Raw genomic sequence first — 22,979 nt, 5'->3', positions numbered from 1 at the left:
GCGGCGGTGGCGGTGGCGGTGGCACGCAGTGTCGACAGACCATCGCGGCCTTGCCTGGGCGATCGGACCGGTGGCGGCCATGGCGGATGAAGTGCGGCGCACGCCGACCAAACGCGCCGCGACGGATGCCCTGTACGCCGCGTTGCGCAATCCGGGTTGCTATCCTCATGGGCGCTGTCGCGTTACGAGGAAGGCCGTTCGATGCGCACTCCCATCGCTTCTGTCCCGCTCGCGCCCCACAGGGCGCGTGCACTGTGGCTGCACGCGCAGCGCTTGACCACCCCGGCGCCGTTCGGGTGTGGTGCGGAGGCGGTGCGGCAGGCCACTGCGCACCTGGGCTATGTGCAGATCGACACCATCCACGTGATCGCGCGTAGCCACCACCACGTGCTGTTTACGCGCATTCCCGAGTACCGCGAGCAGGACCTGGAGCAGGCGCAGTCGCAGGACAAGTCGCTGTTCGAGTACTGGACGCATGCCCTGGCCTACGTGCCGGTCGCCGACTACCGCATGTACGTGGCGCAGATGGCGCGTCGACGCGCACAGGCCGACGCCAGGGGCACGGTGGATGCGCAGGACTACGCGCGCTTGCTGCGGCGCATCCGCAGCGAGGGGCCGTTGTCGATCCGCGACATCGACGATGAGGTGCTGGTCGAGAAGACCCATCCGTGGGGCAGCCGCAAGCCGTCGCGGGCTGCGTTGCAGTACGGTTTCTTCAGCGGCGACCTGGTGATCAGCCAGCGCAGCGGCATGCTCAAGACCTACGAACTGGCCGCGCGGCATTTCGGCTGGCGGCAGCGGCCGCGTGTGGTCAGCGACGCGCAGTACGCGCGTTACCTGCTGCAGCGTGCGCTGCGCGCGCAGGCCATCGTCGGCGTGGATTCGGTCTGCTATGGCGAGACCGCCGCCAAACCGGCGGTGCGTGCGTTGATCGCCGCGGAAGTGGCGCGCAAGCGCCTGCGCCCGGTGCATCTGCAGGGCCAGGAGGGCGTCGCCTTGTGGGCCGAGCCGGAGGTGCTGGACAGCACGCCGCCGCCGCCCGATCCGATGCGGGCGCACTTGCTGTCGCCGTTCGATCCGCTGGTGATCCAGCGCAAGCGGCTGCAGCAGTTCTTCGGCTACAGCCATCGTTTCGAGGCCTACGTGCCGGCGCCGCAGCGGGTGCTGGGCTACTTCGCGCTGCCGGTGCTGGTCGGTGACCGCATCGTCGCTGCGCTCGACCTGAAGATGGACCGGCGCGCCGGTCGCCTGCTGATCCAGCAATGGACCTGGCTGGAACCGCGGCGGCCAGCGCTGCAGGCGACGATCGACGCGGCGCTGCAGCGCTTCGAACGCTTCCATCTTCGCTAGCGGCTAATCGCCGCGGGGGCGTCGTGCGGACGGCGCAAGGTCGGCGGCACCGGTATCCGCAGCGCAGCGCCGGCTGTGAGATCGCGCCGCGCATCGCCGATCGCATGGGTGCGGCGGTTGACGCCGACCTTGCGCTGCCGTCGCCGCAAACCCGACACCTACCGAACGACAGCCAGGGTCACCTCGCGACCACAGGCCGCCGCTTAGGCTCGGGCTTCCCCCTTTCGCCTGTGCCGCCGCATGTCCGCTGCCCGACACTGTCTCCATCAAGCCCTCGACGCCTGCCGCCGCGGCACGCCTGCCGTGCTGGCCGTGGCGATGGCCCGCGAAGGCTCCACCTACGCGCACGCCGGGGCGATGGCCTTGTTCGGTCCGGATGGTGCGCAGCAGGGTTGGCTCAGCGGCGGTTGCCTGGAGCCGGAGATCGCGCGGTGTGCCGCGGAGGCCGCCGCCTCCTGCACGCCGGCATGGATGGAGATCGATACGCGCGAGGACGAAGACCTGCTGTCTGGTTCGTCCGCCGGTTGCCGGGGGCGCCTGCACCTGGCCTTGTTGCCGCTGCTCGCCTTGCCCGGTTTCGATGGGCTGGCCCAGGTCTGGCTGCAGGGGCGCGGTGGATTGACCCTGGCGCTGGATGCCGACGGTGGCATCGCCGCCCGCGTGGCCGAGCAGGCGTTGCAATGGCGGTTGCCCTGGCGCACGGTGTCTGCGGCGCCGCCGCGCGTCGGCGAGGTGCATGTGCCGCCACCGCCGAGAGTCAGCGTCTTCGGCGCCGGCCCGGAAACCACGTTGTTGCTGCCCTTGCTGCGTCAGTTGGGCTGGATGACCACCCTGGTCGAGCAGCGGCCGCGCTGGTCTGCGTTGGGAGCGCTGGCCGACTGCGCCCTGGCGTGCACGCCGACACGCGCCCTGGCCGACTGTGCCGGTAGCGATGCGGCGCTGGTGATGCACCACAATTTCGAACTGGATCGCGAAGCGCTGGATGCGCTGGCCGGCAGTGCGATCCCGTTCCTCGGCCTGCTGGGACCGGTGCGGCGGCGCGAGGACCTGTTCCGTTTGCTGAGCCCCACGCAACGCGCGCAGCTGTCGCCGCGCCTGCATTCGCCGATCGGGCTGCGCCTGGGAGGCAGCGGCGCGGAGGCGATCGCGCTCAGCATCGCCGCGCAATTGCAGGCCAGCCGGGCGGCCCCGCCGCGGCTGAGCACGGTCGCGCAGGCGAGCGACAGGCCGCGGCGATCGCATCGCGATGCGCTGGCGGCGGCACCGCGACGGCTGGCCGAGGGCGGCGGGTGATGACACAGGCACATGCGGCGCTGATCCTGGCCGCGGGCGCCAGCCGCCGCCTCGGCCGCCCCAAGCAGACGCTGACCAGCGACGGCGAGCCGCTGCTGCGCAAGGTCGTGCGACTGGCCTTGTCCACGGCGCCGGCGCGCTGCGTGGTGGTGCTGGGCGCGCAGGCCGAGGCGCTGCGCCCGCTGCTGGAGGGATTGCCGGTGGAATGTGTGCACAATCCGGACTGGTCCACCGGCATGGGCGGCAGCCTCGACTGCCTGCGTGCGGCGGTACGCGACGATGCATCGATCACCCATAGCCTGGTGCTCGGCTGCGACCAGCCGGCGCTATCGGCGGCGCATCTGCAGGACCTGCTGGCGGCGGCCGCGCGGGCGGCGTCCGGTTGCGCGGTCAGCGCCTACGCCGGCGTGCGCGGCATGCCGGCTGTCGTGGCGCAGCAGCGCTGGCGCACGCTGCCGTTGGGCGGCGATCAGGGCTTGCGCGCGCTGTTCGCGACGCTGGCCCCGGACAGCCTCGGCTGCATCGTCGCACCTGCACTGGCGTTGGATCTGGACACGCCGGAGGACGTGCAGGCGGCGGTGGCGCGGGGATGGCTGGATCCGTAGCGGTTGCCGTTGGGCGGGGGCGTTGCGGCAAATCCTGCAGAGCTTGCTACGCGATGGCCGGATTGAAGCGAGCAGAAGTTCCCGTCAGGCGGCGGTCGACGTTGGAATGATGTTTTGCCTCGCTCGTCAGGACGGAAAGGGCTTATCTAATGACGACGAAAGCCTGCTGTAGGAGCGGCTTCAGCCGCGACAGGTATTACCGGTGACGCCTATCGCGGCTGAAGCCGCTCCTACAAGGGGAGGGACGCGCGGCAAAGTGCATTAATGGAGCGCGGCGCAGCAAGGGTGACTACGCTCAGCCGATCAACTTGTCAGGGGTGATCGGCAAATCGCGGATACGCTTGCCGGTGGCGTGGAACACGGCGTTGGCGATGGCCGCGGGAATGCCGACCATGCCCAGCTCGCCCATGCCCTTGACCCCGAGCGGGTTGACGATCGTGTCGTCCTCTTCGACGAACATGGTCTGGATCTCGTGCACGTCGGCGTTGACCGGCACGTGATAGTCGGCCAGCGAGGCGTTGAGCATGCGCCCGTAGCGATGGTCGATCTCGGTGCCTTCGCTCAGCGCCATGCCGATGCCCATCACCACGCCGCCGATTTCCTGGCTGTGCGAGGTCAGCGGATTCATGATCTTGCCGCAGGCGGTGGCTTCGATGACCCGCGTCACCTGCACCATGCCGGTATCCGGATCGACCTTGACCTCGATGAACTGCGCACCATGCGCGGCGGTCGCGTATTTTTTGCGCTCGGCCGAGGGCTTGGATTCGTGCACCACCTCCAGTTCCTGCAGGCCGTGCTGGCGCATCAGCTTGGCGACCTCCAGGCCGGCCTCGGGCTTGCCGGTCGGCCGCAGCTGGCCATCGACCAGTTCCACTGCATCCACGTCCAGCCCGCTGAACGCCGCCTGCCCATCCTGCCGCGCCAGTTCCAGCAGCTTGCCGCGGATCTCGCGCGCCGCGCCGTGGATCGCGCTGCCGACGCTGGCGGTGGTCCACGAGCCGCCCTGCGCGGGCGCCTTGGGTAGACGCGTGTCGCCGAGTTCGAACTGCACGCGTTTGGCATCGATGCCCAGATACTCGGCGGCGATCAAGGTCATCACCGTGTAGGTGCCGGGGCCGATATCGGCCGTGGCACTGCCGACCCGGGCACTGCCGTCGGCTTTCAGCACGACTCGCGCCAGCGCCGGCATCTGCATCGCCGCCCAGGTGCCGGTGGCCATGCCCCAGCCGACCAGCAGGCGGCCATCGCGCATCGAGCGCGGTTCGGGCGTGCGCTTGCTCCAGCCGAAGGTCTCGGCGGCGAGCGCGTAGCATTCGCGCAGCGCCTTGCTCGAGAACGGTTTGCCGGTTTCCGGGTCGGTCTCGGCATAGTTGGCCAAGCGCAGTTGCAAGGGGTCCATCTTCAGCGCATAGGCCAGTTCGTCCATGGCGCACTCGATGCCGAACATCTGGCTGATGGTGCCGGGCGCGCGCATCGCCTGCGGCGTCGGCAGGTCGGTCTCCACCACCTCGAAGCGATCCTCCACGTTGGGGCAGGCATACAGCGAACGCGCATTGCGGAAGATCGCCTCGTTGAACGCCTCGATGCGCGAGGTGTTGAGCACGTGCCGGTAGCGGATTGCCTGCAGCGTGCCGGCGGCGTCGGCGCCCAGGCCCAGTTCCACGCGGTAGTAGGGGCGGTAGCCGTGGCCGCTGAACATCTGCCGCCGGGTGTAGACGATTTTCACCGGCAGGCCGACCGCCTTGGACACCGCGCCGAGCAGGAAGGTGTAGTAGTTCGGGCGCAGGCACGAGCCGAACGCGCCGCCGACGAACAGCGACACGACGTTGACCTTGTCCACCGGAATGCCGAAGTAGCCGGCCAGCTGTTCGCGGTCCTGGTAGACGTTCTGGCTCTTGTTGACCACGGTCAGGGTATCGCCGATCCAGTAGCCGATGCCGCCGTGCGGCTCCATCGGGTTGTGGTGCTCGACCGGCATGGTGTACGCGGCCTCCAGCTTCACCGGCGCGGCGGCGAACGCTGCGGCCGGGTTGCCGCGCGGCTTCGGCGATTCCTCGGGGGTCGGATCGTGCGCCTGGTCGAGCAACGCGTCGAAATCGGTATGCGCGGTCTCGACGGCGTAGTCCACCTGGATCAGCCGCGATGCGTGCCGCGCCTGTTCGAAGGTCGTGGCCACCACCACCGCGATCGGCTGCGCATTGAAATGGATGCGGTCGTCGACCAGGGCGCGGAACGACAGGTCTTCGCCCTTCTTCTTGACCGCATCGGACACCGGCTTGATCGCATTGAGGTGGGTCAGCACCTTGATCACGCCGGGCGCGGCTCCGGCGGCGCGGGTGTCGATGCGCACGATGCGGCCCTTGGCGATGGTGCTGGTGAGGATGTAGCCGTGCACCAGATGCGGGATCTGGAACTCCGCGGCGTAACGCGCCTTGCCGGTGACCTTGGCGTAGCCGTCGACGCGGCGCATTTCCTTGCCGATGTAGTTCATTGCCGGTTCTCCGGTTGGCCGCTCACGCGGCGTCACTGCCGCTGGCGCGGTGCAGGGCGCGGATCATCGCGTGCGTGCCCATCGGGATCTTGTAGGCGTTGTGCGCCAGCGGCCGCGCCGCGGCCATCTCGGCCTGCGCAGCGGCGGCGAAGGCAGCTTCACCGACATGCTGCCCGACCAGCGAACGTTCAGCGGCGCGCGCGCGCCAGGGTTTGTGCGCTACCCCGCCCATGGCGATGCGCGCTTCGCGAATGCGTCCGTCCGGTTCCAGCGCCAGCGCCGCGGCCACCGACACCAGCGCGAACGCGTAGCTGGCCCGGTCGCGCACCTTCAGGTAGTGGCTGTGCGCGGCGAAGCTCTGCGCCGGCAGCGTGATCGACTCGATCAGTTCGCCGTGCGCCAACTGGTTGTCCAGGTCGGCGCGTGCGTCGGGCAACAGGTGGAACTCGGCGAATGGGATCTCGCGATGTGCGCCGGCGGGCGTGCGTACGTGCACCGTCGCGTCCAGCGCGGCCAGCGCCACGCACATGTCCGACGGGTGCACCGCCACGCAGTGTGGGCTGTGGCCGAAGATCGCGTGGGTACGGTTGAGTCCCTCGCGCGCGCCGCAACCGCTGCCGGGTTCGCGCTTGTTGCAGGGCAGGGCGGTGTCGTAGAAGTAGCCGCAACGCGTGCGTTGCAGCAGGTTGCCGCCATTGCTGGCCATGTTGCGCAGTTGCATCGTGGCCCCGGCCAGGATCGCCTGGCTCAGCAACGGATAGCGTTGGCGCACCAAGGGATGGTTGGCGGTCTGCGTATTGTTGGCGAGCGCGCCCAGACGCAGTCCGCCGTCGGCGGTTTCGGCGATCTCGGCCAGGCCCTTGAGCCAGGTCAGGTCGACGATCTCGTCGGCGCCGGTCACCCCTTCCTTCATCAGATCGAGCAGATTGGTGCCGCCGCCGAGGAACCGCGCGTTCGGATTGGCGGCGACACGGCGCACCGCGTCCTCCGGCGTGGTCGCGCGCTGGTACTTAAACGGCGTCATCGGCCACCTCCTTCGCCATCTTCAGGGCAGTCAGCTCGGACTGGTCGACATAGCGCCATGTCAGCGGCCGCGGCGCGCCGCCGCTGTGCACGTCCTGGATGGCGGCGACGATCTTCGGGTAGGCGCCGCAGCGGCAGATGTTGCCGCTCATGCGCTCGCGCACCTCGGCGTCGCTGAGCTCGGTGACCGGCCGACTGACGTCGGCGCTGACATGGCTGGCGTCGCCGCGCTTGATCTCGTTCAACAGCGCCACGGCCGAGCAGATCTGCCCCGGCGTGCAGTAGCCGCACTGGAACCCGTCGTGCTGCACGAACGCGGCCTGCATCGGATGCAACTGCTCGCCGTCGGCCAGGCCCTCGATGGTGGTGATCTGCGTGTCTTCGGCTTGTGCGGCCAGGGTCAGGCAGGAGAGGCGGCGTTCGCCGTCGACGATCACCGTGCAGGCACCGCACTGGCCGTGGTCGCAGCCCTTCTTGGTGCCGGTCAGCGCCAGATGTTCGCGCAGCGCGTCCAGCAGCGTGGTGCGTGGGTCCAACTGCAGCGCGTGGCGCTGGCCGTTGACCTCCAGGACCACGGGCAAGGCGTTCTGCGGCGGTGCGGTCTTGGCAACCGGTGCGGCGAACGCGGCGTCGCTGAAGAGGATCTGGCCGCCGGCACTGCTCAGGCCGGCGGCCGAGAGCAGGGCGATGAATTCGCGGCGCGAGAGGCCGTTGATGCCGAGCCGGCGCGCGAGCGCGGCCTCGTCCTCGCTCAGCGGGGTATCGGGCGCGCTGCCGGCGCCGCCGGACGCGGCTTCGGAACGGTGGGGGTCATGCTGCATCGGTCTCTCCTGCCTGGGGACCGCCGCCGTGCGCGCGCAGGCGCAGCATGGAGCGAGTCGACCTGGGTAGCGGCACCGCCATGGTGGCGCCGACGAACGGGCACGCATCCGAACCCGGTCGCCAGCATCGCGGCGATCCCGCGAAGGGATTGCGAAGGGAACGCGAAGGAAGGGTGTCGAGGCACTGATGCGTTCGGGCCGATCCTCGTGGCCGCAACTGCACGAGTGCGCGTCGTGGGCGCATCTGCAGCAGCAGCGGCCGCCGCGACAGACGACGGATCGCGCCTGTCGCGGCCGATGCGCGCGACGAAACCTTGGCGATTGCAGCGCGTGCGTCTGCAGTCGCGCAGGCGCTACCAGCGGTACGCCACCGACAGCTGATACTGGCGACCGGCGATCGGGCGGCCCATGAACACGCCCCCGGTGGCCGCACCAGGTACGCGCACATTGCCCTCGGTCAGGCCCAGCGTGTCGGTCACGTTGCTGCCGCTGGCGGTGAACTCCCAGTGCTCGCCGCTGTGCAGGCTGGCGCCGACGTCGAGCATGTCGTAGGACGGCAGACGCTGGCTGTTGGCCAGGTCGGCGTAGCGTTCGCCGATGTAGGAATAGGTCGCGAACACGCGCAGGTCGCCGAACGGCAGCATCCAGTAGTAGCTCGGGGTCAGCCGGAACTGCCGCTTGGGCTGGCGCATGACCTGGTTGCCGGTGTATTCGCGGTAGTTGCGGTACTTCGCATCCAGCCACACCCCGGTGCCGGCCAGTTCGAAACCGCCGAACGGGCGGATCGCGCCTTCCACCTCCAGGCCATAGGCGCGCGAATCGCCGACCGTGGTGAAGTTGGTGCCGTTGGCCAGGAAGGCCTGGAACGGCGAATTCTTGAAGGTGTTGTAGAACCCGGTCAGGTACAGATCGTAGTTGGTCGCGCCGGACTTCAATCCCAGTTCGTACTGCCTGATGTCCTGCACCTTGGTCTGCCCGTCGCGCAGGTTGTCGAAGCCGGGAAACTTGACTCCGGAATTGACCCGCGCGAAGACGCTGTTGTGCGCGTCGAGCTTGAAGTTCAGACCGGCGGTCCACGACAGCGCGTTGTCGTCCTGGTCGATGCGCCGTGCGCTCGGCAGCGAGATCGAGGTGGCATTGTCGTAGAGCGTGGCCGGGTTGCCGTCCAGGTCCACGGTGGCGGTGTCGTGTACGGTGCCGGTGACGCGCTGGCGCTCGTAGCGCACGCCCAGGTCCAGGCGCAGGCGCTCGTCCAGCTCCCATTCGTCGGCGACGAACACCGCGGCGTTCTCGCCCCTGTAGTGCGCGCGCAGGGCCAGGAAGGCGGTGCTGGTGAAGCCGTCACGGGTGGGCTGGCGGCCGTCGTCCAGGGTCACGTCGATGCGCCGCGCGTGGTTCTGCGCGGTCAGCAGCATGGTGTTGCCGAGGTACCAGGTGTCGTTGGAGGTGTACCTGGCGTAGTAGCTGCCCACGGTGAGCGTGTTGCCGGCGAACAACGCGCGGCTCAGGCGCAGGTCGTTGGTGAAGGAATTCAGGCGCTTGTCCACCGACCACCAGCCGGCTTCCAGCACCTGCTGGTTCTGGTCGACCGCGCCACCGCCATTGGTATAGCGCGCGCTGCCGGGGCTGCCGTAGCCGGCGACGAAGTCGCCCAGCCGCTGCGGCGCGTCGCCGGTGAACAACGCATAGGTCGGCGCGGTGCCGCCCATCACGTTGAAGCGGTCGGCGACGGTCCAGTCGCCCAGCTGCCAGTTCAGTTCGCCACCGAACACGTCGATGTTGACGCCGCGGCCGTCGCCCAGATCGCGCTGGATGGTCTCACCGTTCGGGCCGACCGGCAGGGTGACGTTGCGGAAGTCATTGCTCAGCAGCGTGCCGCGCTGCGCGTTGAGCCCGGGAAAGCTGGACAGGTCGTTGCCGTTGTTGCGCGACAGCAACGGGATCGCGGTGTAGAAGGCGTTGTTGTCGTCGGTGTGGCGCGCATAGAACGACAGTTCGCCGCTGTCCCAGCGCTTGCTCAGGGTCGCGCTGAACTGGCCGCCCTTGTCGGCGGGGAACTGCGGGTCGCGCACGCCGTCGGTCTCGCGAAAGAAACCGCCGACGCTGTAGTACCAGCCGTTGCCCATCGGTCCGCTGTCGAACAGATCGATGCGGCGCAGGGCGTCGCTGCCGCCGGTGACGCGCACGCTGCCTTCCGGCTCGTCCTGGCCCTTTTTCTGGATGAAATTCACCGTGATGCCGGCCTGGCCGTTGGAGAAGATCGGGCTGGGACCGCCGCGCAGCACCTCCATGCGTTCGATGGTGTCGTCGGTACGGAACAGCGTGGAGTTCTCCAGGAACGACAGGGTCGGCGGCGGGAACAGCGGCGCGCCATCGAGCTGGAAGGTGACGAACGGCGCATCGCCTTCGGAGGGCATGCCGCGCACGAAGATGTTGGCGCCGGTGCCGCCGCCGCTGGGCTCGGCCCACACGCCGGGCACGATCTTCAGCAGGTCGGCGCTGCTCTGTGGCACCGCTTGCTGGATCTGTTCGGGCGTGGCGGTGGTGATCGAGAAGCTCGCGTCGCGCTTGCGCAGGCCCTTGAAGCGCGCGGTGCCGCTGACCACGACGGTATCCAGGGTGGTGGCGTCGGGTTGCGCTGCAGGCGCAGCGGGCGCGTCGGCGGTCTGTGCCTGCGCGGGTGGTGCGAGCAGGGCGGCGGCGACGGATAGGGGCAGCAGATGGCGAAGCGGTGCAAGTTGCATGAAGAATCTCTCCTTTCTTCATCCGGAACAGTCGGCCGGCAGGCGGCACGCACGTACAGTGCGCGGCCGCGACGCATCGGCCGGTACGGCGCGAGACAGGGGTAACGCGCGGTGCTCTTTGTAACGCCGCCGGGCGGTCTGACCGTTGTGCAGCGCGGTACATGCCTCGTTTGCGTGACAGGTTGCCCAGCCAGGCCGCCATTGCCCTGCAACGTACGGCATGCGGTGCGCAGTGCGGCGTTGCTTCGTTTGGTCAGGCGTGGCTGCGCATGAGGAACGCAGCCGCGACAGAGGCGGTTCCTGGATACCTGTCGCGGCCGATGGCCTAAAAACGGCACAAAGCGGGCTGCTGCGCGAGTACATCTGCGATAGCGCCCATCGCCATTGCCATCGCCGCCACGCCCCCAGTTGCTATCGTGGCGCGCATGGTTTCCAAGAGTGTCCTGCAATGAAGAACTGGCTGTTCCTGCTGGTGGCGATCCTGGCCGAGGTGGTCGCGACCTCGGCCTTGAAGGCCAGCGAGGGCTTCACCCGGCTGTGGCCGACGCTGCTGGCGCTGTGCGGCTATGGCATCGCCTTCTATCTGCTGTCGCTGACCCTGCGCAGCGTGCCGGTAGGCGTGGCCTATGCGCTCTGGTCGGGCATCGGCATCGTGCTGATCTCGCTGCTGGCGTGGTGGCGGTTCGGCCAGGCGCTGGATCCGCCGGCGATCGTCGGCATGGCGCTGATCGTCGCCGGCGTGGTGGTGATCAACGTGTTTTCGCGCAGCGCGCCGCATTAGCCACGCCACGAGGGCACACTTGCCCGAGGAAATCCGATAGGTGCTGAGATACGGTGGGGTTATGCAAACAAAGACCGTTCTGGCCTGTCTGAGAAAGGCGGTGTGAGAACGGCGATCGACGACTGAAGTCTGCTGTTGGTGGGCTCCGATGGCACTGTCCCGTCGTCGCTGTATGCTGATCCCACCGGCTAGCGGGGCAGCCACGTGTGTGATGGCTCGCATGCGGGAGAATTCTGAGCCTGACGGCGAAGCTTTCCGTGGGAAAACAAGGATTGCAGGGGGGCGTGTGGAAGAGAAAAAGAAGTCGTATCCGGGTGCGGTTCAGTCGAGGGCGAAATGACGCGGAAAACTACCGCTCCGTTGTCCAATTGAAACATAGTGAATTTTGCCGGAAAGCCTTGATTTGCATGGCCTGGCTGCCGTCCCAAAAGGAATTTTATTCATTTGGGAAAGCTCGCATTTGACCGCTTTGCGCTAAAAAAAGATATTAGCTTCAGTCGCGACACTGTCTGATTCGGGGCGAGTGCGGACTTGCTGCGTTATGGATGGACGAAGCCGGAAAGCTGCCGTGACAGCACGGTCCGGTGCGCGCCGTCCTTGATCGAACTCACAAGAAAAAAGGGGGGTGAACGCGCATGTCTCAAGCAAGCTCGGATATGGAATGTTCGAATGTGTTTATCGCGACCAAAGTCTATAATTGGCGCGGATTGCATATCTCTTATCATGCCAATAATTGCTGGATTCCTTGCGACGAAGGTAATCGGCATTTTCGGGCTTTGCGTGAAAGAATTGCAAACAATCTCTGCGAAGAGCTAGAGCCTCGTATCACGTGGGCCAGAAAGGTCTATTCTTCCGAAGGACGCCTTACCGGATATGACTGTGAGTGTGGCTTTATTCCTCACGACTTTCAGAACCGTTTGTTCCAACTACTTCGCTCTGCGATCGAATCTGGAATTTGTCAGGTCGAGGAGCCGAGAGGAATCGACGAGAGTATGTCGAAGATCAATAGCCTTATTTTTTGCGTCGTTCTGGATCGAGGTTGGCAGCATCTAGCAGGTCGGCTAGAGAGATCATTTGAGTATCGGGCCAATCCTGACAGTGATCCAGTGGCTTTGCAAGTAAGGCTTCAAAACCTGCCGGCCGAAGCGGGTGATGTATTTCCCCTGGTCTGCGAAGCATTGGGAGCTGAGCCGCCCGAGCATCCGGTTTTGCTAAAATACCTCAATGCAGCCATGATCGAAGTCGAGATTTCTGTAGCGAATTTATTAAAGATTTTTAGAGGTGAACTTGCGCGCATCGACGAACGGATTGCACCCTTTGTAAATGATCAGTTAGAGCAGCATTTGACGCGCTCAGGTAGAAGTAAATCAAGGGGGCCATCAATCGATTGGCTGATCCAAATGGCTCCTAGTTACCTGACTTACGCCTTGGCCGACACCGCCAATGTCGCGCTTCAAGCGTTCGCGCTCGAATATGGAGGCAACGTTCCTGGGCACGTGACGGAGGATGCGCTGTTACGCGCCCATCTCACCTTTGCGCGACATGGCGACGGCTCGATAAGACTTTGGCAATTTAAGCACCAAGGTGATAATTCGTTTAAGGTGCAAGGGCGTTGGGAAGGAAGAGCGGCGTTGGCAATCGTGTCCAATGAGCAGCGCCGTAAAGTCGTCAATTTTCAATTTGTTTCTTCGCGGGTTCAGCGGCTTTTCCAATCGGGGTTCGCAATGGAGGCTTTGGTTCTCGCGAACGCAGCCTTTGAAGTTGTGGTTGAGCATTATCTTGCCTTTGCCGTCGCGATTGATCCCATCGCTGAAGGTAAGGTCCAAAAGCAGGGGCAACGGAAGAACCTTGAATTGATAAGTAAAATAGTTTCGGCCGAAACAGAGCCTGATTTGCGAGGTGCGGAATTTAAGGAATTCGTCTCGATGATGTTTGAGGCGAACACGATGCGAAATAACTACCTTCATCAGCTTGTGCCGCCCAGCCAAGATCCTTGGAAGATTGCAGAGCTTGACCGTATTGCGGGGCGTGTTCTGCCGTTTCTAACGGAACCGTTTCGATCAATGAATACCCTTGGTTGTCTTTGCCAATATGGTGGGCCACGGCAGGAGACGACACTCCTTTTGCTGGCCGAACTCAATTCTTGAACCGGCTCTCATTTCCTTCCGAGCCCTAGACAAAGTTGCCTTGGCCGGAGAGGGTAAGTGCGCCTCATGGCGATTAGCCAAAAAAGAGGCCGCCCGGAGGCGGCCTCGTCACGCTGCAGCGAACCTGCCCGATCAGAAGAACAGGCGCACGCCGAACGAGGCGCTGCGGCCGGGCAGCATGACGTCGTCCTTGAGGAACGAGGTGTGCACGCGCGCGTCCTGGTTGGTCAGGTTGTTGCCGTCCAGGAACACTTCCCAGGCGGTGCTGCCGGTATCGACGTGATAGGCCAGGTGCGCATCGACCAGGGTGTAGCCGGCGGTCGGGGTCTCGTTGACCGCCACCTTGTCCTGCTTCTGGTAGCGGGTGGCGCCCAGTGCGGCGCGCCAGTGGCTGGCGTCCCAGCGCAGCTGGGCGCCATAGCGCGCCGGCGCGATGCGCGGCAGGTTGCCGCCGTCCTTCAGCCGCGCACGCACGGTGTCGCCGAACACGCGCAGGTCCCAGGCGCCGCTGTCGTTGTTGGCCAGGTGGAAGGTGGCCTCGCCCTCGAAGCCGTGGAAGATCGCATCGGCCTGAGTCCACTGGCGGATCGGCAGGAAGTCGTTGTCCTCCTCGTGGTACCACTGGCCGCCGGTGTCGACGATGTAGATGAAGTCGTCGTAGCGGTTGTAGTAACCGGCCACCTTGGCGTCGACCCAGTCGTTCTTGAAGATCAGGCCCAATTCGGCCTGGTTGGCCTTTTCGGTCTTCAGATCGGGGTTGCCGATCTCGTAGGCGAGGGTGGCGATGTGCGGGCCGTTGGCGAACAGCTCTTCCTCCGCCGGGGCGCGCTCGGCGTGGTCGAGGTTGGCGGTCAGGCGCCACTGTTCGTTGAAGCGGAACCCGCCGCTCAGCGACAGGCTCTTCGGAGTGAAGTCGCGGTCCACGCCGGTGTCGGTCTCGTACTTGGTCTTGTCCACGCGCGCGCCGAGCTCCGCCTGCACGCGGTCCCAGCTGTTGCGCGCGAGTGCGAACACGCCGATGGCGCGGGTGTCGGTCTTCGGCACGAAGGCCTCTTCGCCGACCGCCTGGAAGGTCGAATCGCTGCCCTGCACGCCGACCGCGGTCTGCCAGCCGCCGCCTAGGCCAAAGGAGGCCTCCACGCGGCCTTCGTTGGCGCGCTTGTCGAACTTGGTGCCCACTTCCGCGCCTTCGAATTCGGTGTGGGTGTAGGCGGTGTGGCCGAAGCTGTAGCGCAGCGCGCTGCCGTCGCCCCACGGGTCGTTCAGCGCGCCCTTGAGCTCGAAGCGGTCCTGGTGCAGCTGCAGCGACACGCCGCGCTCGCCGGCGGCCGGATCGCCGGGTTCGCCCGGGTTGCCGTAGTCGTCGCGGAAGCGCGAGACCGACACGCCGACGAAGCCCCAGTCGCCGGCCAGCGAACTGCCGATCGAGCCGACCTTGGACTTGACGAATGAATTGAGCTGCGGGCCCTGCGGCGTGTCGTAGTCCTTCAGATTCCGATACACGCCGTCGGCATGGATCGACAGGCCGCTGCCGTTGCCGGCGTCGACCCGGAACATGTCGGTGTTGCCGCTCTTGTCGCCGCCTTCCCAGCGCGCCTCGGCACGGCCGTGCACGCCGTCGACCGGGGTCTCGGCGATGCGCCCGTCGACCACGTTGACCACGCCGCCGATGGCGCCGGAGCCGTACAGCAGGGTCGACGGGCCCTTCAGCACCTCGATCTGGTCGGCCAGGAACGGTTCCACCGCCGGCGAATGGTCCTGGCTGACCGTGGACACGTCCTGCGAGGACAGGCCGTCGTTGAGCACCGCCACGCGCGGGCCGTCGAGGCCGCGGATGATCGGCCGGCCCACGCCGGGGCCGAAGTTGGAACTCTGCACGCCCGGCAGGTTGGCCACGGTCTCGCCGATGCTGGCGCCGCGGTTCTCGTCCAGGCGCTCGCCGGCCAGCACGTCCACCGGCTGGCTCAGTGCGCCGGCGGCATCGCGCAGCGGGCTGGCGGTGACCACCACCTGGTCCATGTCCTTCACGTGCCGGTCCTGCGTGTGGCCTGCGCCGTGGCGGCTGTCGCTGGCCGGCGGCGTGGCATCGGCGGCGGTCGTCGTGGTGGTCGGGTCGGCGGCCAGGGCCAGCGACGGGCTCAACAGGCCAAGCAGGGCCAGGGACAGGGTGGAGCGGCGGAGCAGGGCGGGGCGGGAAGAGGGCATGGGCATTCCATTCGGAGGGATGTTCGTGGCGACGCGCGCGCGACCGGCGCCGCGCAATCGCGGCGGACAGTCCAGAAAGGGGCGCGGGACGCGCTGGTCGCCGGCGGCCGAATGTTATATTATTCCGTAACACTTTCAACCGTGCCGACCGTCATGTCCTCACCGTTCGATCTGCGCGCCGCGCTCGACCGCCTCGGCGCCACCGGTTCGCTGCTGTGCGCGGTGCATTGCGCGGTGTTGCCGCTGGCGCTGGCGGTGCTGCCGTCGCTGGGCCTGTCGATGTGGCTGGGCGATGGCGTGGAGCGCACGCTGGTGCTGTTCGTGACGTGCCTCGGCCTGTTCAGCCTGGTGCTCGGCTATCGCCGCCATCGCGTGTGGCAGGCGCTGGGATTGCTGCTGCTGGGCCTGCTGTCGCTGTGGGCCGGGTTGCTGGTGCCGGCGTTGCACCACGCGGTGGCGCCGCATGCGGCGATCATGACCTTCGGCGGCACCCTGGTCGGGCTGGCCCACCTGCTCAACCTGCGCCTGAACCACGGCCACGTGCACGACGCAAGCTGCGTCCACTGAGCGCACGTGGTAGTCTTGCCGCCCTTGCGCGAGGGCGCTGACCGCGTTGGCCTCGCCAAACCCCGTGCAGCTCGCGGGGGTTTTCGCAAACACATTCAGGAGTCGATGAGCATGGGTAAGGGTGACCGCAAGACCGCCAAGGGCAAGCGCTACAACGCCAGCTACGGCAATTCGCGCTCGCACAGCGTGAGCAAGGTGGCCGTGGGCGCTGCCGCGCCGGCCGCGAAGAAGTCGGTGGTCAAGGCCCCGGCGGTGAAGAAGGCCGTGGCCAAGAAGACGGTCGCCAAGGCCGGCTGAGCCAGCCACCGGTTGACGAAGAACGCGGCGCTTGCGCCGCGTTTTTTTATGCCTGGCGTGCATGCCTGGCAGTGCCATGAGGCGGGTGGACGCGTTGCAGTGGAGCTGGGCGGAGCGAAACGTCATCCCGATCGCGCTGCCGCTCAGGACACGCGGCCGCTCAGGGCGAGCCGCCGCGCGCAGGACCAACCGCCGTTCAGTGCGGACGTGGCGCGGTGGGGCCGTCGTCGCGGTCGTCGTGGTCGCTGCCGGCCAGATCGGCGGCCAGCGAGATCGGCGCTTCCTCTTCGGCAGGCGGCGCGGGCGCCGGCGGCGGCGCCACCAGCAACAGCTCGGCCAGGCCGCGATAGATCGGCGTGCGGCAGACCAGCGCCGAGGCGCCGCGGGCGATCAGTACCGTGGCCAGGATCGGCAGCAGCATGTCGCTGCTGTCGGTGAGTTCCAGCGAGATCACCGCCGAGGTCAGCGGCGCCTGGGTCACCCCGGTGAGATAGGCGCACATGCCCAGCAGCACGAAGATGCGCGGGTCCACGCCCGGCATCAGCACGGCCAGGTTGTGGCCGAGCCCGGCGCCGACCGCCAAGGCCGGCGAGAACAGGCCGCCGGGAATGCCGGCGACGTAGGACACCAGGTTCGCCAGCAGCTTCATCAGGCCGAACTCGTGGCCGACGCTGGCGTGCCCCTGCACCAGGCTGCGCGCCTGCTCGTAGCCGGTACCGAACGCGCCGGTGCCGAAGATCAGGCCCAGCAGCACCAGCGCCAGGCCGCACAGTGCGGCCAGCAGCACCGGCTGGCGCCGACGCAGCTCGCCCAGCCAGCGCGGCTTGCCGGCGACGGTCAGCAGCACCATGCGCGCGAAAGCGCCGCCGAGCAGGCCGGCGACCACGCCGCACAGCAGGATCGCCAGCCACGCCTTGCCCAGCGGCAGACCGGCGGTGGCGACCCGGCCGAAGTAGGTGTAGTCGCCGAGCAGGCCCAGCGAGATCACGCCGCCGACGATCACCGCGGTCAGCAGGGTGCCGGAAAAGTGGTGCTCGAAGCGCCCGCTCAGTTCCTCGATGGCGAACACCACGCCCGCCAGGGGCGTGTTGAACGCGGCGGCGATGCCGGCGGCGCCGCCGGCCAGCAGGAAATGGCTGGCCTGGCGCGCATCGCGGAAGCCGAACCAGCGCCCGAACACGTACATCAGGCTGGCGCCGACGTGGACGGTCGGGCCTTCGCGGCCGATCGAGGCGCCGCCGAACAAGGCCATGGTGGTCAGCATCAGCTTGCCCACGGACACGCGCAGCGACAGGTTGGCCTGGCGGAAGCCGTCGTCGGGGCGTTCCAGCGCGGCGATCACCTGCGGAATGCCGCTGCCGCGGGTAGGGCGCAGCGCGCCGTTGGTGAGCCAGGCGAGCAGGGCGAAGACGCTCGGGGTCAGCAGCAACGCCCACCACGGCGAATGCCCGATGATGCGCTGGAACACGTGGAAGGCGGCGTCGCTGGCCTTGGCGAAGACGATGGAGACCAGCGCCACCGCTACCGCGCCGCCCCACAGCACGGCGCGCTGTTTCCAGCTCTCTTGCGAGATCAGTTGGCGCAGACGCGGCGGTTGCGCGGAGTCGGGCGAGTGCATGCGGCCATTGTCGCACGCGTCGCCCCGTGCGGGCGCCCTAGCGCAGCGCCGGCAGCAGCGCCTGCGGATCGCCGTCGTTGGGCGCGGCGGGGATGCCGAGCAGGCGGGTCAGCAAGGGATAGACGTCGACGTTGTCGATCGGCGCCAGGGTGACGCCCTGGCGGAAGGCCGGGCCGCGGGCGACGAACACCGCACGCATCGACGGCAGCGCCGGGTCGTAGCCGTGCGAGCCGCGCAGGCTGCGCGGCTTCTCGGCGATGCGCGCACGCGGCAGCGCATCCCAGCCCTCGTGCATCTGGCACACGATCGGCGGGATGCGCGGGTTGCTGCCGTAGTGCCAGCGCGCCGGCAGTTCGCCCTTGCGCCAGCAGTCGTACTGCGGGTGCGCGCCGAGCAGCCGCGCTTCCACCGCCGCCTGCTGGCCCGGGCGCGGGGCGATGCCTACCGACTGCCCGTAGCTGATCACCGTGACCTGTTGCGGCGGGACCATCTCCTCGACCGCCAGCACCTGCTTGGGCGGCACCGCGGCCATGCCATGGTCGGACACCAGCACCAGGTTGATGCGGTCCAGTTCGCCGCGCTGCGCCAGGCCGTCGAGCAGATGCCCGATCGCCGCATCGATGCTGGCGATGGCCTGCGCGTATTCCCGCGACTCCGGGCCATGGTCGTGGCCGGCTTCGTCCACCTGTTCGAAGTACAGCGTCAGCAACTGCGGACGCGGTGCGCCGGTATCGTCGAGCCAGCCCAGCACCTGATCGACCCGTGCGTTCGGCGGCATGTCGGCGTCGAAGGCCTGGCGACGGCTGGGGCGCACGCCCTGGATGGCCGCCTCGCTGCCCGGCCAGGCCCAGGTCGCGGCGTGCAGGCCGGCTTTCTCGACGCCGACCCAGATCGGCTCGCCTCCCCACCAGCGGCCGTCGCCGACTGCGGCGCGATCACTGATCTGGAACGTGCCCAGCAGTGGGTCCTGCATGCTGTTGTGGACGATGCCGTGGTGGTCCGGACGCAGGCCGGTGGCGATGGTGTAGTGGTTGGGGAAGGTCAGCGATGGATAGGAGGGCGTCATCCATTGCGCGCGCACGCCGTCGTGGACCATGCGGCTCAGGTTCGGGGTGATGCCGCGATCGAGCATGTCCGCGCGCAGGCCGTCGATCGAGATCAACAGCACCGGCGTTGGCAGCGTCGCCGGTACTGCGGCGCTGGGTGCGGCGGCCGCGGCGGTCGCGTGCGACGGCGTGGAAGGGGTGGAGGCGCAGGCACCGAGCAACAGGGTGGCGCAGACGAGCGTGGAACGCAGGGCGGAGGACATCATCGCGGCATCATAAAGCGCGCGCGGTGACGTGGCGAAGACAGGACGCGCTGCGCGCGCATCGGCATCGGTGCCACACGCGACGCGCGACGCGCGACGCCGCAGCGTTCGCTGCGCTCAGCCGAACAGCGACGCCATCGTGCCGGACGTCGTGCCGCTGCCGTCGCGCCGTTCCAGCGCCAGCAGCGCGGCCTTGGTCGGCAGCCCGCCGCCGAAGCCGGTGAGCGCGCCGTTGGCGCCGATCACCCGATGGCAGGGCAGCACGATCGGCAGCGGGTTGCGGCCGTTGGCGGCGCCGACCGCGCGCACCGCACGCGGCTGGCCGAGATGCTGCGCCAGTTGCGCGTAGCTCCAGGTCGCGCCGAACGGGATCTCGGCCAGCGCCAGCCACACCCGGCGCTGGAAGTCCGTGCCGTGTGGGGCCAGCGGCAGGTCGAAGCGTTCGCGCTCGCCGGCGAAATAGGCCAGCAATTGCTCGCGTGCCTCGCGCACCGGCGCCGGATCGTGGATCCAGTCGGCACGGCCGCGGGCGTCGTAGCGGTTTTCCGGGAACAGGATGTGGCGCACGCCATCGTTGCCGACGGCGACGGTGAGGAGGCCGATCGGCGTGTCGAAGCGGTCGTAGTACAGCGGGGATGCGGTCATGCGCGGGTCTCCTCGGGAGAATCGTTGGCCAGGTGCCACAGGTGCAGCACCGCGTAGGCGCGCCAGGGCCGCCAGGCCTGCGCGCGCGCCTCGGTGGCGCGTTCGCTCAGGCGTGCGCCGTCCGCGCCGAGCATGCGTTGCAGGACCAGGTCGCCGGCGGGGAAGGCATCGGGCTGGCCGAGCGCGCGCAGCGCGATGTACTGCGCGGTCCAGGCGCCGATGCCGGGCAAGGTGATGGCGTGGGCGACGAAATCGTCCAGGCGCTGGCCGGCGCGGAAGGACAGGCGGCCGTCCAGCACCGCCTGCGCCAGCGCGCGGATCGTCGCCGCACGCGAGCGCGGCAGGCCGATCGCTTCCAGCGGCGCGTCGCGCAGCGCCTGCGGCGTCGGGAAGGCGCGATCCAGCCCCGGCGGCTGGCCGGGCCGCGCGGCGCCGTGCCGATCGACCAGGCGCGCGGCCAGGGTCGCCGCGCCGGCCACGCTGACCTGCTGGCCGAGCACCGCGCGCACCGCCACTTCGAACCCGTCCCAGCCGCCCGGCACGCGCAGCCCGGGACGCCGCGCGATGGCGCGCGCCAGCAGCGGATCGTCGCCGAGCGTGGCATGTACCGCGCGCAGGTCGGCATCCAGGTCGAACACGCGGCGTACCCGGCGCACGATATCGGGAATGGCGCGCGGATCGGCCGCAGCGATGTGCAGGCGCAGTTCGTGGCGCTGCGGATCGGCCTCGACGCGGATGCGGGTGGAAGCCTCGCACGGGCCCAGCACGCGCTCGTAGCTGGCCTCGCCGATGCGCTCGATGCCTGGGATCGCACGCTTGCGCAGGAACGCCAGCATCGCCGGGAAGGCCAGCGGCGGCCGATAGCCCAGGCGCAGCACCAGATCGCCCCCGGGGCTCTCGGCGCGCTGCTTGCGGATCGCCGAGGGCGGCATGCCGCAGCCGTCCAGGAAGGCGGCGTTGAAGCGACGCAGGCTGTTGAAACCGGCCGCCAGCGCCACCTGGGTGATCGGCAAGGCGGTCTCGGTGAGCAGTTGCTTGGCCAGCAACAGGCGCCGGGTGGCGTGCACCGCCGCCGGGGTGGCGCCGAGCTGGGCCACGAACAGGCGTTGCAGCTGGCGCGCGCTGATGCCCAGTTCGGCCGCCAGCGCGGCGACGCTGGCGTCCTGTAGCGCACCCTCGGCGATCAGCGCCAGCGCACGTCGCACGACCTCTTCGCCCAGGTGCTGCTGCGCCTCCGGCGACAGTTCGGGGCGGCAGCGCAGGCACGGCCGGTAGCCGGCCGCCGCCGCGGCCGCGGCGCTGGGGTAGTAGCGTACGTTGCTGCGCTTGGGCGGCGGCGCCGGGCACACCGGCCGGCAGTAGATGCCGGTGCTGCGCACGGCGGTGAAGAACACCCCGTCGAAGCGCGCGTCGCGCGACTGGCGGGCGCGGTCGTAGAGGGTGTGGTCGGTGGCGGCGAGGGCAGGCATGGCGCCAGTCTAGTCGGCTCGGGCGCGGCGCACTGGCCGTTTTCGGACAGCAATGCCGCGGCTGCCGCGTGGCCGTCGCGCCTGCGGTTTAGGCGCAGTTGGGGAGGCTCCGCGCTGCGGCACTAGACTAGGTCCACGGGTGCCTGGCGCCTGTGTTTTTCGTGTCCCCATGGATCCTCCGCTTGGCCGTTCCGTTCAGACTCTGCTGGTTGTCGCTGTGTTGCCTGGGCCTGTTGGCGTGCGGGCAGCAGCCTGCGTCGACGCCGCGGACCGTCGCCGACAATCCGTCCGCCGACGGCGAGCACATGGTCTCGATCGGCACGCCGCCGGCACCGCCGCCGCATGCGGTCGCGCCCAAGCGCGACCCGTTGGCCTGGGACGAGGCCACCCTGGAGAACGGCGAGGCCTTCATCAGCTGCGACACCGACTATGCCGCCGAGGCCGGCGACGGCCAGCCGCTGGCCGGGCTGGATCGGCCCGTTGTCGAAGCGGCGCTGGCGCCGTGCCGCGAGCGCGGGCTGATGCGGGTGCGCTATGTCGGCAAGATCAATGCCGGCTTCGCCGAAATGGTGCGGCGCCTGGCCGAAGTGGCCAAACAGACCGGCATCGGCAAGCGCGTGCTCGACCTGGATTCCAGTGGCGGCCAGGTCGAGGCGGCGATTCGTGCCGGCGATGCGATCGGCGAATCCGGCTGGACCGTGTGGGTGCGCGAAGGCTCGGTCTGCCACAGCGCCTGCGTGTTCGTGCTGGCCGCCGGCGACAACCGGCTGATCTCGGGCAACGTCGGCATCCACCGGATGATGCGGATCAGTTCCACCGCGACTTCGCGCGCCGAGCTCAATCGCGAGTTGCAGGAGGTCTATGGCAACGTCAAGGACTACCTGGAGCGCAACGGCGTGGCGGTGGCGGTGGCCGATCTGATGATGACCGTGCCCAACCGCAGTCTGCGCCTGCTTACCAGCGACGAACTCAAGCAGTACGGGCTCGACGGCACCAACGCGGTGCAGGACGACCTGGAGCGGATCAAGCAACTGCGCAAGTGCGGCGACGATTTCGTGCGGCGCAAGGATGCGTTCCTGGTCGCCTTCGACCAGGAGTGCAAGACCAGGAAGGATGTGGATCTGGAAAGCCTGACCGCCTGCGGCCAGGCGCTGAAGCAGCGCTTCGGATTCCCGGACCAGGCCTGTCCGGCCGAAAGCCCCTTGTCGGAGATCGACGTGGCGACGCTGCCGCTGGCCTCGCCCGGCGCCTGAACGGAGATTGCGGTGCGTGCCGGTCATTCACGTGGCGGGCATGGATGCGGGGCTAGCGTCGCCGCATCCCAACCCGGAGCACGCGCATGGCCGCCGGAACCCGCTTGATGCTGCGGCTGTATCTGCCCCCGGCCTTGCTGGCGCTGGGCGGTTTCGTGATCGCCGAAGTGCTGCTGCACGTCGCCAATGGCCTGCATGCGCCCTGGCTGGCGCGCACCGGTTCGTTGCTGAGCCTGTTCGGCCTGCTTGCGGCGACCACTTGGGCGCTGTGGGCCAGTTGGCGCGCCTGGCACCGTCAGCGCTACGCCGTTCCGGCGGCGGTGGCGCCTGGCGAGGAGACGCCGTAGGTGCCGCTGCGCGG

18 protein-coding genes are annotated in these 22,979 nt (G+C 68.1%); 9 read left to right on the top strand and 9 right to left on the bottom strand.

Going from position 1 to position 22,979, the window contains the following annotated elements; genetic code table 11:
* The first annotated feature begins 273 nt into the window (after positions 1 to 273).
* From GGR64_RS01350 to GGR64_RS01340, 3 genes are all read left to right on the top strand, one after another.
* Complete coding sequence (locus GGR64_RS01350) at positions 274 to 1,350, top strand: winged helix DNA-binding domain-containing protein (protein ID WP_260302518.1); 1,077 nt, start codon at positions 274 to 276, stop codon at positions 1,348 to 1,350.
* Positions 1,351 to 1,590: 240 nt separating this feature from the next.
* Positions 1,591 to 2,643, top strand: a complete 1,053-nt coding sequence (locus GGR64_RS01345; protein WP_184643476.1) for an XdhC/CoxI family protein — start codon at positions 1,591 to 1,593, stop codon at positions 2,641 to 2,643.
* A complete protein-coding gene (locus tag GGR64_RS01340) occupies positions 2,643 to 3,248 on the top strand; it encodes a nucleotidyltransferase family protein (RefSeq protein WP_184643473.1) in 606 nt (201 codons plus the stop codon). The genes GGR64_RS01345 and GGR64_RS01340 overlap by 1 nt, the downstream gene beginning before the upstream one ends.
* 295 nt (positions 3,249 to 3,543) lie before the next feature.
* On the opposite strand, the gene GGR64_RS01335 is transcribed toward GGR64_RS01340, so the two are convergent.
* The 4 genes from GGR64_RS01335 to GGR64_RS01320 all read right to left on the bottom strand — a co-directional run bounded on the left by GGR64_RS01335 (position 3,544) and on the right by GGR64_RS01320 (position 10,327).
* Positions 3,544 to 5,739, bottom strand: coding sequence for a xanthine dehydrogenase family protein molybdopterin-binding subunit (locus GGR64_RS01335; protein WP_184643471.1), 2,196 nt, complete (start codon positions 5,737 to 5,739; stop codon positions 3,544 to 3,546).
* A gap of 22 nt (positions 5,740 to 5,761) precedes the next feature.
* On the bottom strand, positions 5,762 to 6,763 hold the full coding sequence (locus tag GGR64_RS01330) for a xanthine dehydrogenase family protein subunit M (RefSeq protein ID WP_184643469.1): 1,002 nt from the start codon (positions 6,761 to 6,763) through the stop codon (positions 5,762 to 5,764).
* Positions 6,750 to 7,583, bottom strand: coding sequence for a 2Fe-2S iron-sulfur cluster-binding protein (locus GGR64_RS01325; RefSeq protein WP_184643467.1), 834 nt, complete (start codon positions 7,581 to 7,583; stop codon positions 6,750 to 6,752). Before GGR64_RS01325 ends, GGR64_RS01330 begins: the two co-directional genes overlap by 14 nt.
* 353 nt (positions 7,584 to 7,936) lie before the next feature.
* A complete protein-coding gene (locus GGR64_RS01320; RefSeq protein ID WP_184643465.1) occupies positions 7,937 to 10,327 on the bottom strand; it encodes a TonB-dependent receptor in 2,391 nt (796 codons plus the stop codon).
* Between the two features lie 448 nt (positions 10,328 to 10,775).
* Here GGR64_RS01320 and GGR64_RS01315 point away from each other — a divergent pair, with 448 nt between their 5' ends.
* A complete protein-coding gene (locus GGR64_RS01315) occupies positions 10,776 to 11,108 on the top strand; it encodes an SMR family transporter (RefSeq protein WP_010343489.1) in 333 nt (110 codons plus the stop codon).
* A gap of 992 nt (positions 11,109 to 12,100) precedes the next feature.
* On the top strand, positions 12,101 to 13,255 hold the full coding sequence (locus GGR64_RS01310; RefSeq protein WP_184643463.1) for a hypothetical protein: 1,155 nt from the start codon (positions 12,101 to 12,103) through the stop codon (positions 13,253 to 13,255).
* 132 nt (positions 13,256 to 13,387) lie between these two features.
* On the opposite strand, the gene GGR64_RS01305 is transcribed toward GGR64_RS01310, so the two are convergent.
* Positions 13,388 to 15,460, bottom strand: coding sequence for a TonB-dependent receptor (locus GGR64_RS01305; protein WP_184643461.1), 2,073 nt, complete (start codon positions 15,458 to 15,460; stop codon positions 13,388 to 13,390).
* Between the two features lie 153 nt (positions 15,461 to 15,613).
* Here GGR64_RS01305 and GGR64_RS01300 point away from each other — a divergent pair, with 153 nt between their 5' ends.
* Complete coding sequence (locus tag GGR64_RS01300; protein WP_184643459.1) at positions 15,614 to 16,027, top strand: MerC domain-containing protein; 414 nt, start codon at positions 15,614 to 15,616, stop codon at positions 16,025 to 16,027.
* Between the two features lie 111 nt (positions 16,028 to 16,138).
* Positions 16,139 to 16,324: a 30S ribosomal protein THX gene (locus GGR64_RS01295; RefSeq protein WP_010343492.1), complete on the top strand. Its 186-nt coding sequence runs from the start codon at positions 16,139 to 16,141 to the stop codon at positions 16,322 to 16,324.
* 196 nt (positions 16,325 to 16,520) lie between these two features.
* Here GGR64_RS01295 and GGR64_RS01290 read toward each other — a convergent pair whose 3' ends face one another.
* The 4 genes from GGR64_RS01290 to GGR64_RS01275 form a co-directional block, all read right to left on the bottom strand.
* Entirely contained in the window at positions 16,521 to 17,942 is a 1,422-nt protein-coding gene (locus GGR64_RS01290) for a chloride channel protein (protein ID WP_184643457.1), read from the bottom strand.
* Between the two features lie 37 nt (positions 17,943 to 17,979).
* Entirely contained in the window at positions 17,980 to 19,254 is a 1,275-nt protein-coding gene (locus GGR64_RS01285; protein WP_184643455.1) for an ectonucleotide pyrophosphatase/phosphodiesterase, read from the bottom strand.
* A gap of 114 nt (positions 19,255 to 19,368) precedes the next feature.
* Positions 19,369 to 19,896: a methylated-DNA--[protein]-cysteine S-methyltransferase gene (locus GGR64_RS01280; protein WP_184643453.1), complete on the bottom strand. Its 528-nt coding sequence runs from the start codon at positions 19,894 to 19,896 to the stop codon at positions 19,369 to 19,371.
* A complete protein-coding gene (locus GGR64_RS01275; protein WP_184643451.1) occupies positions 19,893 to 21,365 on the bottom strand; it encodes a DNA-3-methyladenine glycosylase 2 in 1,473 nt (490 codons plus the stop codon). The genes GGR64_RS01280 and GGR64_RS01275 overlap by 4 nt, the downstream gene beginning before the upstream one ends.
* A gap of 230 nt (positions 21,366 to 21,595) precedes the next feature.
* Here GGR64_RS01275 and GGR64_RS01270 point away from each other — a divergent pair, with 230 nt between their 5' ends.
* Both GGR64_RS01270 and GGR64_RS01265 read left to right on the top strand, forming a co-directional pair.
* On the top strand, positions 21,596 to 22,618 hold the full coding sequence (locus tag GGR64_RS01270) for a hypothetical protein (RefSeq protein ID WP_260302819.1): 1,023 nt from the start codon (positions 21,596 to 21,598) through the stop codon (positions 22,616 to 22,618).
* Between the two features lie 86 nt (positions 22,619 to 22,704).
* The gene (locus tag GGR64_RS01265; RefSeq protein ID WP_184448630.1) at positions 22,705 to 22,965 is read left to right on the top strand and encodes a hypothetical protein; all 261 of its coding nucleotides are present in this window, start codon (positions 22,705 to 22,707) and stop codon (positions 22,963 to 22,965) included.
* Positions 22,966 to 22,979: the final 14 nt, after the last annotated feature.

It is taken from the genome of Xanthomonas sp. 3307 (genome assembly GCF_014199735.1).
GTDB classification, from domain to species: Bacteria; Pseudomonadota; Gammaproteobacteria; order Xanthomonadales; family Xanthomonadaceae; genus Xanthomonas_A; species Xanthomonas_A rydalmerensis.
Note: the sequence above shows the minus strand (reverse complement) of the source record. Positions and strands in the feature narration are given on the sequence as shown.